Origin of the sequence: Azohydromonas australica DSM 1124 (assembly GCF_000430725.1) — a bacterium.
GTDB classification, from domain to species: Bacteria; Pseudomonadota; Gammaproteobacteria; order Burkholderiales; family Burkholderiaceae_C; genus Azohydromonas; species Azohydromonas australica.
The window spans coordinates 226,804-239,882 of the sequence record NZ_AUMO01000023.1 but is presented as its reverse complement, the minus strand read 5'-3'; the positions used below and the strand labels follow the sequence as shown (position 1 = coordinate 239,882).

10 protein-coding genes are annotated in these 13,079 nt (G+C 72.4%); 7 read left to right on the top strand and 3 right to left on the bottom strand.

The annotated features are described in order from the left end of the window. Nucleotides 1-478: 478 nt before the first annotated feature. Complete coding sequence (locus H537_RS48810; RefSeq protein WP_156901355.1) at nucleotides 479-1,921, top strand: replication initiation protein; 1,443 nt, start codon at nucleotides 479-481, stop codon at nucleotides 1,919-1,921. A gap of 10 nt (nucleotides 1,922-1,931) precedes the next feature. On the opposite strand, the gene H537_RS40800 is transcribed toward H537_RS48810, so the two are convergent. Then, nucleotides 1,932-2,594: a TetR/AcrR family transcriptional regulator gene (locus H537_RS40800; RefSeq protein WP_043458037.1), complete on the bottom strand. Its 663-nt coding sequence runs from the start codon at nucleotides 2,592-2,594 to the stop codon at nucleotides 1,932-1,934. Nucleotides 2,595-2,768: 174 nt separating this feature from the next. Between H537_RS40800 and H537_RS0102740 the strand changes: the two genes are divergently transcribed. The 4 genes from H537_RS0102740 to H537_RS0102725 all read left to right on the top strand — a co-directional run bounded on the left by H537_RS0102740 (nucleotide 2,769) and on the right by H537_RS0102725 (nucleotide 8,140). Continuing rightward, nucleotides 2,769-4,568 carry a feruloyl-CoA synthase gene (locus H537_RS0102740; RefSeq protein WP_028996668.1) on the top strand — a complete coding sequence of 600 codons (1,800 nt, stop codon included), beginning with the start codon at nucleotides 2,769-2,771 and terminating at the stop codon, nucleotides 4,566-4,568. Between the two features lie 84 nt (nucleotides 4,569-4,652). Then, complete coding sequence (locus tag H537_RS0102735) at nucleotides 4,653-5,903, top strand: thiolase family protein (RefSeq protein WP_028996667.1); 1,251 nt, start codon at nucleotides 4,653-4,655, stop codon at nucleotides 5,901-5,903. Between the two features lie 11 nt (nucleotides 5,904-5,914). Further along, on the top strand, nucleotides 5,915-6,331 hold the full coding sequence (locus tag H537_RS0102730; RefSeq protein WP_028996666.1) for an acyl-CoA thioesterase: 417 nt from the start codon (nucleotides 5,915-5,917) through the stop codon (nucleotides 6,329-6,331). A 60-nt stretch (nucleotides 6,332-6,391) separates the two neighbouring features. Beyond that, a complete protein-coding gene (locus H537_RS0102725) occupies nucleotides 6,392-8,140 on the top strand; it encodes an acyl-CoA dehydrogenase family protein (protein WP_028996665.1) in 1,749 nt (582 codons plus the stop codon). Nucleotides 8,141-8,172: 32 nt separating this feature from the next. Here the strand turns inward: H537_RS0102725 and H537_RS0102720 are convergent, their stop codons facing one another. After that, complete coding sequence (locus H537_RS0102720) at nucleotides 8,173-8,799, bottom strand: FMN-binding negative transcriptional regulator (RefSeq protein ID WP_028996664.1); 627 nt, start codon at nucleotides 8,797-8,799, stop codon at nucleotides 8,173-8,175. Between the two features lie 117 nt (nucleotides 8,800-8,916). Between H537_RS0102720 and pdxR the strand changes: the two genes are divergently transcribed. Next, complete coding sequence (pdxR, locus tag H537_RS0102715) at nucleotides 8,917-10,401, top strand: MocR-like pyridoxine biosynthesis transcription factor PdxR (RefSeq protein ID WP_028996663.1); 1,485 nt, start codon at nucleotides 8,917-8,919, stop codon at nucleotides 10,399-10,401. A 32-nt stretch (nucleotides 10,402-10,433) separates the two neighbouring features. Here the strand turns inward: pdxR and H537_RS0102710 are convergent, their stop codons facing one another. Beyond that, on the bottom strand, nucleotides 10,434-10,832 hold the full coding sequence (locus H537_RS0102710; RefSeq protein ID WP_028996662.1) for a YkvA family protein: 399 nt from the start codon (nucleotides 10,830-10,832) through the stop codon (nucleotides 10,434-10,436). A 255-nt stretch (nucleotides 10,833-11,087) separates the two neighbouring features. Here H537_RS0102710 and H537_RS0102705 point away from each other — a divergent pair, with 255 nt between their 5' ends. Next, nucleotides 11,088-13,073 carry an Ig-like domain-containing protein gene (locus tag H537_RS0102705; protein WP_043458036.1) on the top strand — a complete coding sequence of 662 codons (1,986 nt, stop codon included), beginning with the start codon at nucleotides 11,088-11,090 and terminating at the stop codon, nucleotides 13,071-13,073. Nucleotides 13,074-13,079: the final 6 nt, after the last annotated feature.

The window sequence follows — 13,079 nt, the reverse complement described above, 5'->3', positions numbered from 1 at the left end:
CCGCAAACAGCGCAGGCGTTTCACAAATCCACTCACGCGTGCAGAGCAACATGGCTGGACCGGCCGATCCCAGGTCCGGCTCCTGGCCTGTACTACCTCCTATCCGACGCCAGCCGTGACCTGCCGGTCATCTCAGCCCGGACCACCGGCCTGTTCAGGCTCCGTCCAGCATGGGTGAGGAGATTTGGGAAGGCGGACGCGGCTGCCAGATCCCTGGCCGAAAACCGGAGTACCGGCTCACGTGAGCCGTTTTGGTAGTCCCTCGCATGTGCACACCACGCTTTCCAAGCCTTCGGCGGCATGGTCACGTGAGCTTTATTGGTAGCCCACACCCCGGAAACGGCACTCCGCAGCCTGCTCGGCCACGCTACATGCGTGAGCTGTTTTGGTAAGGACGGGACGAAGCTCTCCGAGCCTGCGCGCTGGATGTGTGAGCGCCGCTACCTGGTTCACTCACCTGATCGCCTACCATGGCGCCATGCCCAGCCAACCCCCGCTCTTCGATGATGACGAGGAGCCGCCTGCATCCGCCGAGATCGTGCGCAAGCACGTCAATGCCGTGGCGTTCATGCCGCGCGACCGCAAGATCACGCTGCTGGCACGACGCTCCTTCAACGTGCTGCTGCACGTGGCGCAGCGCCAGAGCGGCACCGACATCTACCGTGCGCCGCTGAGCGAGATCATCAACCTCTCGCGCTTCGACTCGAACAACTACGAGCTGCTGAAGAAGACCCTCAAGCAGCTCATGGGCACGGTGGTGGAGTGGCAAAGCCCGACCTCGGGCGAGTTCGACGTCTGGGAGGCCTCCACGCTGCTGGCCGGCTGCAAGCTCATCAAGAACAAGAAGAGCGGTGCGATCACCATCGAGTGGTCCTACTCGCCGCAGATCCGCGAGCAGCTCATGGGACCCGACCGCTACGCGCGCATCGCGCTGGACGTGGTGACGCAGCTGCGCAGCCATGCCGCCATGGCGCTGTACGAGATCTGCGTGCGCTACATCGACAACCCCAGCCACCTCACCGCGCGCCAGCACTGGCGTTGGTGGCGCCCGGTGCTCACCGGGCAGCAGGACGACCCGTCGCGCAAGCCGCCCGAGTACCGCTACTTCAAGCGCGACGTGCTGGCGCCGGCCATCGCCGAGATCAACGCGCTGTCGGACATCGAGGTGCGCGGCCCGGTGGAGCACAAGGGCGCCGACAACAAGACCATCGAGCAGATCCAGTTCGCCGTCCTGCGCAAGCCCAGCGCCACGCGTGCCGTGGCCAGCCGGCCCAGTGCCGCGCGCGAGCTGGAGCCGGTGGACCTGCCGCTGATCGGCCGCGCCATCGGCAGCGGCCTGAAGCAGGAGGATGCCGAGCGGCTGCTGCAGGAGTTCGGCCCCGAGGCGTTGTCTGCCGGGCTGGACAGCCTGAACAAGCGCGCTGCGCTGCCTGCCGGCGTGGCCGACCCGGTGCAGAACCCCGCGCGTTACCTGCGCGCCGTGCTGCCGGGCGTGCTCAAGAAGGCCGCCGCTCCTGCGCCGGCCCCCTCGCTGGCGCCTGCGCCCGCACCCCTGTCCGCCGTGCCGGCGCCGGCCGCCCGCGCCCGGCCGCCGGTGGTCTCCGCGGCGGCCGAGGCGCCGCGGCGCCAGGCGCGCTGGCTCGATGAGTGGCTGCGCCGCGCGCGCGAGGCGCTGCGGCAGGAGATCCTGGCCCTGGCCGAAGAGGAGCGCGCCCAGTGGGTGCAGCAGTTCCGCGAGCACTTGGCCGAGAAGCGGTCCGCGCTGCTCAAGCGCTTCGACACCAGCGGCTGGACGCACTCGCTGTTCGTGCAGGACTTCATCCGCTTCTACGGCAACGGCACGCGCGGCCCCGGCTGGGACAAGCCCAGTGCGGAGCAGTTGCTGGAGCTCGCGGCGGAGGTGGGGGACTCGACGGCCTGAGGCGCCAGCGTCAGCCCGTTGCCGTACCGGTTGCCGGCGCAACCGCATCCGGCATCACCAGCAGCCGCTCCAGCAGCGTGCAGCGCTCGTGCTGCTGTGCGGCGCTGCCCTGGCGGCGCAGCAGCGACTCCGCCAGCTGGTGGCCGTAGAGGATGAAGGCGCGCGAGCGCGCCTCGGCGATGTCGAAGCCCAGCGCCGAGAAGCACTGCGCGGTGTAGCCGATGCGCCGCGCGTCCACCTCGTCCACCGCGCGCTGCGCCATGGCGTCGCGCCGCGCCCAGTCGCGGATCGCCAGCTCGATGCGCGCCGCGCGCTCGGCCGCCGGGCCGCGGAAGGGCAGCGACAGCAGCTCGGCGATGCGCTCGCGCGGGGGGCCGCCGCGGCCTTCGAAGCGCTCGATCACCTGCTCCGTCGCGCCCGCGCGCCAGGCTTCCAGCACTCGCGCCAGCAGGTCGTCGCGGTCCTTGAAGTGCCAGTAGAAGCTGCCGCGCGTCACCTCCAGCGCCCGGGCCACCACGTCCACCCGCACCAGGTCCACGCCGCCGTCCACCAGCAGCTCCGTGGCGGCCTCGATCCAGTGCGCGGGCGTGAGCGCGTTGCGCGCGCCGTCTTCGGAGGCCGCCGGTGCGGCGCGTCGGCGAGGGCGGGCAGGGCGGGGCGAGGTGCTTTCCATGCAGCCATGTTAGCCATGCGGGTCACTCCGAATCCATGCAGTGCTGTATGGATTTGATGAAAACCCAGCCCGCGCAAACCCTCATGGTGTGAAGCGAGCCAATGCCTAGCATGCGTCCATACACCAACGTATGTGTCTGGACCAGCCCGGGTCACGGACACGCCAGGAGACGGCATGCCCCCCTTCTTCGACGATGCCCGCATGCTCGCGCCGCCGCGCACGGAGCGCGAGGACCGTGCTGACGGCAGCTTCGTGCTGCGATCGCCCGAGGTGCTGCGCCCGCACGTGCGCTGCGTGGGCGAGTGGCTGGAGCACTGGGCGCGCGAGACGCCGCAGGCGCCGGCGCTGGCCGAGCGCGACGCCGGCGGTGGCTGGCGGCTGCTGAGCTGGGGCGAGGTGCGACGCCAGGTGGGCCGCATCGCGCAGAGCTTGCTGGACCTGGACCTGCCGCCCGGCGCGCCCGTGACGGTGCTTTCCGACAACTCGGTGGACCACGCGCTGCTGGCGCTGGCCGCGATGCACGTGGGCCGCCCGGCCTGCTCGGTCTCCAGCGCCTACAGCCGCCTGGGGCCCGACTTCAGCAAGCTCCGCGGCATCCTGCACAAGCTGCGCCCGGGGCTGGTGTACGCCGCGGACGCCACCGTCCAGGGCGCCGCGCTGCGCGCCGCGGACCTGGGCTGCCCGGTGGTGCTGGGCCGCGGCGCGCAGGAGCTGCCCGGCGCGCTGGCCTTCGAGCAGCTGCTGCAGCAGGACGAAAGCGCGCAGGTGATGCGCGCCTTCGCCGCCATCCGCTCCGAGGACCATGCCAAGTACCTGCTGACCTCCGGCTCCACCGGGCATCCGAAGGTGGCGATCAACACCCACCGCATGCTGTGCGCCAACCAGCAGATGATCTCCCAGGCCTGGCGCTTCCTGGCGCACGAGAAGCCCGTGCTGCTGGACTGGCTGCCCTGGAGCCACACCTTCGGCGGCAACCACAACTTCAACCTCGTGCTCAGCCACGGCGGCACGCTCTACGTCGACGAGGGCCGCCCGATGCCCGGGCTGCTGCTGAACACGCTGCGCAACCTGCGCGAGGTCAAGGCCAACATCCACTTCAACGTGCCGCGCGGCCTGGACATGCTGCTGCCCTACCTGGAGAAGGACGAGGCGCTGGCGCGCCAGTTCTTCGAGGGCCTGCGCGTGCTGTTCTACGCCGGCGCGGCCCTGGCGCCGGCGAGCTGGGAGCGGCTCGAAGCGGTGGCGGCGACCGTGCGCACGGAGCCGCTGTTCCTCACCACCGCCTGGGGCTCCACCGAGACGGCGCCGGCCGTCACCTCTGCGCACTGGAAGCTCGAAGGCGCGGGCAACATCGGCGCCCCGCTGCCCGGCGCGGAACTGAAGTTCGTGCCCAGCGGCCAGAAGCTGGAGATGCGCGTGCGCGGCGCCGCTGTCTTCCCCGGCTACCGCGACGACCCCGAGCTCAGCGCCGCCGCCTTCGACGAGGAAGGTTTCTATTGCATCGGGGACGCGGGCCGGCTGGTGGACGAAGCCCATCCCGAGAAGGGCGTGCTGTTCGACGGCCGCGTCGCGGAGGACTTCAAGCTGGGCAGCGGCACCTGGGTCTCCGTGGGCACGCTGCGCGTGAAGCTGGTGTCCGCGCTGGCGCCGCTGGTGCAGGACGCGGTGATCACGGGCCACGACCGCGACAAGGTGGGCGCGCTGCTGTTCCTCACGCCCGCGGCCGAGGCGCTGCCGCGCGAGCAGTTGTGCGACGAGCTGCGATTGAAACTCGCGGCGCTGCACGACGCGGCCGGCGGCTCCGCGCAGTCGCCCGCGCGCGTGCTGCTGCTGGCCGAGGCGCCCAGCCTCGCCGCCGGCGAGATCACGGACAAGGGCTATATCAACCAGCGCGCCGTCATCGCGCGCCGCGCCGCCGAGGTCGAACGGCTCTACGCCGACGCGGCCGATCCGCGCGTGATCCGCCTCGACTGAAGCGCTGCCTCCCACCCGCCCGTTCGGGCCGGGCCCTTCCACGGGCCCGGGCGGACGCATGCACTCCTCAAGAAAGACACGCCCATGGCGACCCGCGGACTCTTCAACCGCTTCGACGACGTCTGGCTGCTCGATGGCCTGCGCACCCCGCAGGTGGACTACTGCGGCGCCTTCGCCGGCGTGAACCCGATCGACCTGGGCATCAAGGCCGCGCGGGCGGTGCTGCAGCGCACCGGGCTGGCGCCGGCGCAGGTGGACTCGGTGCTGGCAGGCAACGTCGCGCCCGGCGGCTTCGACCATTTCTACGTGCCGCGCCACATCGGCCTGTACGCCGGCGTGCCGCAGGCAGTGCCGGCGCTGATGGTGCAGCGCATCTGCGGCACCGGCTTCGAGCTGTTCCGCCAGGCTGGCGAGCAGATCGCCCTGGGCAGCGCGAGCCTGGCGCTGCTGGTGGGCACGGACTCGATGACGCGCCACCCCATCGCCGCCTTCGACCACCGCCAGGGCTTCACGCTGGGCGCGCCGGTGGGCTTCAAGGACACCCTGTGGGAGTCGCTCACCGACCCCGCCGCCGGCATCTCCATGATCCAGACGGCGGAGAACCTGGCGCGGCAGTACGGCATCACGCGCGAGGAGGTGGACGCCTTCGCCGCGCGCAGCTTCGAGCGCGCCGTGCGCGCGCAGGAGGCGGGCTGGTTCGAGGGCGAGACCGTGCCCGTGGCCAACGAGGTCTTCGAGCTGGAAGGCCACCGGCCGCGCGGCATTCGCCTGTCCGGCAAGGCGCCCGTGGCGGACCGCGACACGCACCCGCGGCTGTCGCCGCCCGAGGTGCTGGCGAAGCTGCGCAGCGTGTATCCCGGCGGCGTTCAGACCGGCGGCAACAGCTCGGTGCTGACCGACGCCGCCGCGGCGGCGCTGGTGGCCGGCGGCGCCGTGATGCGCGACTGGGGCCGCGCGCCCCTGGCACGCGTGGCGGCGGCGGCCGTCGTGGGCGTGCCGCCGGAGATCATGGGCATCGGCCCCGCACCGGCCATCCGGCTGCTGCTGGAGCGCGCCGGGCTGGCGCTGGACGACATCGCCCGTTTCGAGATCAACGAGGCGCAGGGCGCGCAGGCGCTGGCGGTGCAGCGCGAGCTGGAGCTGGACCCGCAGCGGCTGAACGTGCATGGCGGCGCCATCGCGCTGGGCCACCCGCTGGCGGCCACCGGCGTGCGGCTGACCGTCACCGTCGCGCGCCAGCTGCGCGAGGCCGGCGCACGCTGGGGCATCAGCGCGGCCTGCGTGGGCGGCGGGCAGGGCATCGCGCTACTGCTGGAGAACCCGGACGGGCATTGAAGAATACCGGCATGAACAAGCCCCACATCCATCCCGTCACGGTGCACTTCGGCGACTGCGACCCGGCCGGCATCGTCTTCTTCCCCAACTTCTCGCGCTGGATGGACCAGGCCTCGCTGGCCTTCTTCCGCGCGCGCGGCGTGCCGCCGTGGCGCGAGCTGGAGAAGGAGCGCGGCATCGTCGGCACACCGCTGCTGGAGATCCACACCCGCTTCCTGCGCCCGGCCACCTACGGCGACGAGCTGCAGGTGGTGACCACCATCGAGAGCTGGGGCCACAAGACCTTCACGCACCGGCACCGCGTGCTGCGCGGCGACGAGCTGCTGTGCGAGGGCACCGAGGTGCGCGCCTTCGTCGTGCGCGACGCGCACAACGGGCGCATCCGCGCAATCCAGGTGCCCGAGGACATCAAGGCGCTGTGCATTTGATGCACCGCGGGCGCGTGAAGCAGACCACCTTTGGCGCGGCGCGCATCGAGGACTGAACACATGGCACACCGCTACGCCCCGCCACTGGGCGAGATGCGTTTCGTGATCGAGCAGGTGCTGCAGGCACCGGCCTCCTGGGCCCGCTGCCCGCGTTTCGCCGACACCGATGCCGCCATGGCGGCCCAGGTGCTGGAGGAGGCCGGCCGCTTCGCGTCCGAGGCCCTGGACCCGACCAACGCCCGCGGCGACCTGGAAGGTTGCACGCTCGACGCAGGCCAGGTGCGCACGCCCGGCGGCTTTCGCGAGGCCTATAGAACCTTCGTGGACGGCGGCTGGCCGGCGCTGGCCTGCGACCCCGAGTGGGGCGGGCAGGGCCTGCCGCTGCTGCTGGAGGCGGCGCTGTACGAGATGCTGCTGTCCTGCAACCAGGCCTGGTCCATGTACCCGGGGCTGCTGCACGGCGCCTGCGCCACGCTGGCGGCGCATGGCAGCGACGCGCTCAAGGCCACGGTCCTGCCCAAGCTCGCCAGCGGCGAATGGCTCGCCGCGATGGCGCTGACCGAGCCGCAGGCCGGCAGCGACCTGGGGCAGGTGCGCACGCGGGCGCAACCGCAGCCCGACGGCTCGCTGCGCGTGACGGGCAGCAAGATCTTCATCTCCGGCGCCGACCACGACCTCACGGACAACATCGTGCACCTGGTGCTGTGCCGGCTGCCCGATGCGCCGCCGGGCTCCCGGGGACTGTCGCTGGCGCTGGTGCCCAAGTTCCTGCACGACGGCACGCGCAACGGCGTTCACATCGACGCGCTGGAGCACAAGATGGGCTGCCACGGCAGCGCCACCTGCGCGCTGCACTACGAGGACGCCACCGGCTGGCTCGTCGGCGCGCCCCACCGTGGCCTGCAGGCCATGTTCGTGATGATGAACGCGGCGCGGCTGCACGTCGGGCTGCAGGGCCTGGGCCACCTGGAGCGGGCCACGCAGTCGGCCCTGGCCTACGCCGCCGAGCGCCGCCAGCTGCGCGCGCCCACGGTGCCCGTGGAGCGCAAGCCGGGCGAGGCCGACCCCATCGCCTGGCACCCGGCGATGCGCCGCACGCTGTGGACGCTGCGCGCGCTCACCGAGGGCCTGCGCGTGGTGGCCCTGCGCACGGCGCAACTCATCGACGAGGCGCAGCACCACGAGGACGCCAGCCATCGCGCGCGGGCTGAGGCGCAGGCGGCGCTGCTCACGCCGATCGTGAAGGCCTTCGGCACGCACCAGGGCTTCCAGGGCGTGAGCGCGGCGTTGCAGGTCTTCGGCGGCTACGGCTACGTGCACGAGTACGGCATCGAGCAGCAGTTGCGCGACCTGCGCATCGCGCTGATCTACGAGGGCACCAACGAGATCCAGGCCATCGACCTGCTGCAGCGCAAGGTGCTGGGCGACGGCGGCGCTGCGCTGCGCCTGCTGCTGGAGGAGGTCGAGGCCGAGGCCGCGCGTTGCGAGGCGGGCCTGCCGCGCCTGGCCACGGCCCTGCAGCGCGAATGCGCGCAGTTGCGGCAGGCCACCGCCGCGCTGCGGGACGGCCACGCGCAGGACCCGGAATGGCCGCTGCGCGTGGCCGACGACTACCTGATGGGGACGGGCTACCTGCTGCTGGCCTGGGCCTGGGCGGCGATGGCGCGCGCTGCGGCCGAGGGCGGCGACGCGCTCCGGGCCCGGGACAAGCGCGCGCTGGCCGACTTCGGCCTGCAGTGGCTGCTGCCGCAGGCGCAGCGGCACTGGCAGCAGGTCATGGCGCGCGATGCGGCGCTGCCCTGGGTGTGAGCCGATACCGGTCCACGGCCCCGTGGACCGCGTCACTCGACGGCCTGCCGCATCGCCAGCGCCAGGTCTTCGTGCCCTCGTTCCTGCAGCGCGTGGACGGCGCCCTCGAAGTCGCGGACCTCGCGGTTCTGGCTGAGCTTGCGCTTGCCCTCCAGGCGCGTCAGCTCGATCTCGATGCCGACGACCTTCCGCAGCTCCTGCGCCAGGAAGTCCGCGGGCGCGTCGCCCATCTTCCAGGGGCAGGCCTCGCCCGCTTCATGCCGGCGCGTCAGCCGGGCCAGCACGCCGCGAACGAAGGTCTCGTCGTCGTGCACGTGAAGGCGGCCATGGGCGTGCACGGCCTCGTAGTTCCACGTCGGCACGTAGCGGTGCGTCTCCGCCTTGCCCGGATACCAGCTGGGCGAGATGTAGCCCTGCGCGCCCCGGAAGACCACCAGCACCGGCGCGCCCTCGCCGACTTCCCGCCACAGCGGGTTGGCGCGAGCCACGTGGGCCAGCAGCGAGCCGCAGGCGCCTCGGCGCTCGTCCAGCAGGAAGGGGAGGTGGTTGGCGTCCAGACCGCCGGCGGTGTGGCTCACCAACAGCCCGAGCGGGTGCTCGCGAACGAGGCGGTGCAGTTCCTCAGGTCGTGATTCGGCGAAGGGCGAAGGCAGGTACATGGCAGGTCCGGCAGGCAAGGCATCGGCGGCGCCGACGATCGGGTCCTGACTGTGCCGGCAGCCTGGCTTGGTGAAAATATCCAGTTCTGAAGCATTTCACTGGACCAGTTGGCGCTCATGAAGAAAGACGAAGCCGGACACCGCGGCCGTGGGCGCGCGCTGTACGAGGAGATCCGGGCCCGGATGGCCGACGGCACTTACGGCCCCGGGACTGCCTTGCCGTCCACCCGGGCCTGTGCCGCCGAGCGCGGGCTGTCGCGCACCACGGTGTCGGCGGTGTACGAGCAGCTGGCGGCCGAGGGCTTCATCGACACGCGGCCCGGTGCTCCCAGCCGGGTCGCGGCCGCCGCGGCAGCGCCAAGCCCTGCCGTGGCGATGCCCGGCGCGGGCGGGCCGCCGCCGGACCAGGCACCGCCTGGGGCTCGGCTGTCGAGCGTGGGCGAGCGGATGTCGGCGCTCGATCTGCGCCCGGACGCCGCCGCGGTGCCCGGTGCGATCGACTTCCTCTACGGCCCGCTGGCCGGGCGGGACTTCCCGACCCTGCCGTGGCTCAAGGCGCTGCGGCGCGTCGAGCGGCAGCGCCCCGCCCGGCTGGCCTACGACGACCCGCGCGGCGCCGCGGAGCTGCGCCAGGCACTGCAGGCCCACCTCAGCCGCACGCGCGGCCTGTCCTGTGACGTGGAGCAGCTGGTGATCGTCAACGGCTCGCAGCAGGCGCTGGACCTGTGCGCGCGGCTGCTGCTGGACGCCGGCGACACGGTGGTGGTCGAGAACCCCGGCTACCGCATGGCGCACCACGTCTTCGAGGCCACGGGCGCCCGCCTGTGCGGCATCGGCATCGACCACCACGGCTTGCGCACCGAGCTGCTGGCGGGCGTGCCGCGTGCGCAGCTGGCCTACGTGACGCCCACGCACCAGTTCCCGCTGGGCGCGTTCATGACCCTGGGCCGCCGCCGCGAGCTGCTGGACTGGGCGGCGAGCAGCGGCGCCTGGATCATCGAGGACGACTACGACAGCGAGTACCGCTACGCGGTGCGCCCCGAGGCGACGCTGCAGTCGCTGGACGGGCAGGGTCGCGTGATCCACGTCGGCACCTTCTCGAAGACGTTGTCGGCGCAGCTGAGGCTGGGCTACATGGTGCTGCCGCGGCACCTCGTCGCCACCTTCGCGGCGGCCAAGCGTTTGGCGGACCGGCACGTGGCCACGGGCACCCAGCGGGCCCTGGCGCTGCTGCTGGAAGACGGCAGCTACGACCGGCACGTGCGCCGGATCCGCCGGCTGCAGCAGGCGCGGCGCAGCGCGCTGCTGGAGGCGCTCGATCGGCACCTGGGCCCGCGGGTGGCGGTGCAGGGCGCGGCCAGCGGGCTGCACCTGGTGGCCTGGATACCCGGCCTGCCCCGCGAGCGCGAGGCCGAGCTGGCCGAGGCGGCAGGGCGCCAGCAGGTGCAGGTCTATCCCATCAGCCGCTTCTACCTGCCGCATGCCGGCACGTGCACCGCCGCCCGGCCCGCCGGGCTGGTCATGGGCTATGCCTTGCTGGAGCCGGCGCAGATCGACCAGGGCGTGCGGCGCCTGGCCGCGGCGCTCGACACGCTGGGCTGAGCCGGCGGTCTTTGGGTCTGTTCCTTCGCCGCTCAGGCGGACAGCCGCCGGGCAATCCACCAGGCGAACGCGAGGCCCAGCGCCAGCCACAGCACGACGATCGCCACCGCCCCGGCACGGCTGCGCGGTTTGGAACGCGCCTCCTTCATCCACGCCTCGGCCTGGGCCCGGCACTCGGCCAGCACGTCCGGCGGCAGCAGCCGCACGGTGAGCCAGATCAGCACCGGCAGCAGGATCACGTCGTCCAGGTAGCCCAGCACCGGGATGAAGTCCGGGATCAGGTCGATCGGGCTGAGGGCATAGGCCACGACAAAGATGCCCAGCGCCTTGGCATGCCACGGCGTGCGGGGATGCTTCCTGGCGAACCACAGCGTCATCGCATCGCGCTTGATGCGCCGGGCCCAGGCACGGCCGGCTTCGAGCAAACCCATCGGTGGATATCGCGGCCGGTGGGCCCGGGCGCGCGGTGAAGTGGAAAGCGCGACTCTAGACCGGCCCGTGCCGGGCGCCGGTCCAGCGCGGTCGGGAAGCGCCCGCGGCGACTGCGCGTGGCGTGGCGACAAGGGCCGGCGCCAAGGACAGGTGTGTGCGCGGAGCAACTTTCAAACCCTGTCTGGCGACGTATTCATCGTTCCCGGGCGCGGCGCATCGGCGCAGCATCGGTCCTCTGCCAGGGGGAGGCCGAGATGAAGCACTTGCTCGTGGCCCACATCGTCCCGCGCCTGCGCGGCTTGGCGGCGGCCCTGCTGGGCGCGCAGCTGGTGCTGTTGGCAGGAGCCGCGCCGCCGGCGCACGCTGACCCGGAGGCGGCGACGCTGCGCTATCCCGACCTCAGCGTGATCATCCCGCCGGGCCGCATGTCGGTCGTCGGCTCGGGCGCCGAGCGGGTGTTCCAGTACACGCACAACACCTTCAACGCCGGCCCCGGCCCGCTGGTGATCCAACCCGCGTACAACGCCTCGTCCGGGGCCTACCTGGGCATGCAGTACGTCTACGCCTTCGAGGCCGGCCGGTGGACGCTGCAGCGGCGCGTCCCCGTCGCCGGGGGCTTCGTGTTTCACGCGGCCCACGGGCACTTCCACTTTCCCTTCGCCCGCTTCGGTCTCTACGCCGTGGGCAGCGACGGCCGCCCGGGACGGCCCGTGGCCGTCAGCGCCAAGAACGGCTTCTGCATCCACGACTCCTTTCTTTACGCCCCCGACCTGCCCAACGCCGGCGACCTCGGCAACCTGGGCTCGTGCGCCGACCCGACCTCGCTGCAGGGCCTGAACATCGGCGCCGTGGACGAGTACGACCGCAGCGATCCGGGCCAGTCCATCTCCCTGGCCGGCGTGCCCGACGGCACCTACTGGCTGCGCGCCGTGGTGGACCCGGACGACTTCCTGGCCGAGAGCGACGAGAGCAACAACGAAACCGACGTGCTGGTGCGCATCAGCGGCGACAGCGTCACGGAGCTCAGGCGGGTCGTGCCCAGGCTGCCGCCGCCCCCGGCCGTTACGCTGCTCTCGCCCGCGAGCCTGAGCCAGGTCACCGGCACGGTGAGCCTGCGGGCCGGCAGCGTCGCCGGCAGCAGCGTGCAGTTCCTGCTCGACGGCAAGCCGTTGGGCCGGCGCGTGGCCGCGCCCTTCACCCTGGCCTGGAACACCAGCACCGTGCCCGACGGCGCTCACTGGCTGGCGGTACAGACCACCGATCCGGTGTCCGGGCGCACCGGCACCTCGGCCGTGGCCCGGGTGAAGGTGGCCAACGGCGGCACCGTGGCGCCGCAGGTGCGGCTCACCAGCCCGGAGGTTGGCGCCACCGTGTCCGCGGTCACGGCGCTGGGCGCCACGGTAGCGTCGTCGTCGCGCATCACCGGCGTGCAGTTCCTCATGGACGGCGCGCCAGTAGGGGAGCGGCTGACTGCGCCGCCCTACGTGCTGTACTGGGACAGCCGCAAGGTGTCCGACGGCGCGCACGAGATCAGCGCGCGGGCCACCGACGTCCACGGGCTCAGCGGCACCTCGCCCGCCGTGCGCGTGACGGTGGACAACTCGCATCCGCCGGCCGCGCTGCGCATCGACGCGCTGGTGTTCCGCGACGGCAGCGGCGCGCTGGCGACGCCGGCCTTCTCGACCACGGACAAGTCGGACCTGCTGGTGGCCTTCGTCGCCTACGACGGGCCGGCCGACGCCAGGCAGGGCGCCCGCGTGAGCGGCGCCGGCCTGGAGTGGAAGCTGGTGATGCGCGCCAACACCCAGCGCGGAACCTCCGAGATCTGGGCGGCCAAGGCGAGCTGGGTGCTGAGCCGGGTCAGCGTCACGGCGCGGCCCGAGGCCAGCGGGCATCACGGCTCGCTGGTGGTGATGGCGTTCAGCAACGCGGCGGGGACGGGGATCACCGGCCGCTCCGGCGCGCCCGAGGGCGCACCGGAGGTGTACCTGCCGGGCATCTCGGCCGGCAACTGGGTGTTTGCCGTCGGCAACGACTGGGACCGCGCCGTGGGCCGCGTGCCCGTGGCTGGGCAGGTGCTGGTGCACCAGCGGGTGGACGCTGCGGTGGGCGACACGTTCTGGGTGCAGGCCACCGCCAGGCCCTCCGCGGCCAACGCCCTGGTCACCATCCGCGACACGGCGCCCACGACGGACCAGTGGAACTACGCGGCGGTGGAGATCGTGGCGAGGCGGCCGTAGCGCCCC

Coding starts and splice junctions, on each gene's coding strand:
- H537_RS48810 (WP_156901355.1), top strand. CDS start 479: ATGCCCAGCCAACCCCCGCTCTTCGATGATGACGAGGAGCCGCCTGCA.
- H537_RS40800 (WP_043458037.1), bottom strand. CDS start 2,594: ATGGAAAGCACCTCGCCCCGCCCTGCCCGCCCTCGCCGACGCGCCGCA.
- H537_RS0102740 (WP_028996668.1), top strand. CDS start 2,769: ATGCCCCCCTTCTTCGACGATGCCCGCATGCTCGCGCCGCCGCGCACG.
- H537_RS0102735 (WP_028996667.1), top strand. CDS start 4,653: ATGGCGACCCGCGGACTCTTCAACCGCTTCGACGACGTCTGGCTGCTC.
- H537_RS0102730 (WP_028996666.1), top strand. CDS start 5,915: ATGAACAAGCCCCACATCCATCCCGTCACGGTGCACTTCGGCGACTGC.
- H537_RS0102725 (WP_028996665.1), top strand. CDS start 6,392: ATGGCACACCGCTACGCCCCGCCACTGGGCGAGATGCGTTTCGTGATC.
- H537_RS0102720 (WP_028996664.1), bottom strand. CDS start 8,799: ATGTACCTGCCTTCGCCCTTCGCCGAATCACGACCTGAGGAACTGCAC.
- pdxR (WP_028996663.1), top strand. CDS start 8,917: ATGAAGAAAGACGAAGCCGGACACCGCGGCCGTGGGCGCGCGCTGTAC.
- H537_RS0102710 (WP_028996662.1), bottom strand. CDS start 10,832: ATGGGTTTGCTCGAAGCCGGCCGTGCCTGGGCCCGGCGCATCAAGCGC.
- H537_RS0102705 (WP_043458036.1), top strand. CDS start 11,088: ATGAAGCACTTGCTCGTGGCCCACATCGTCCCGCGCCTGCGCGGCTTG.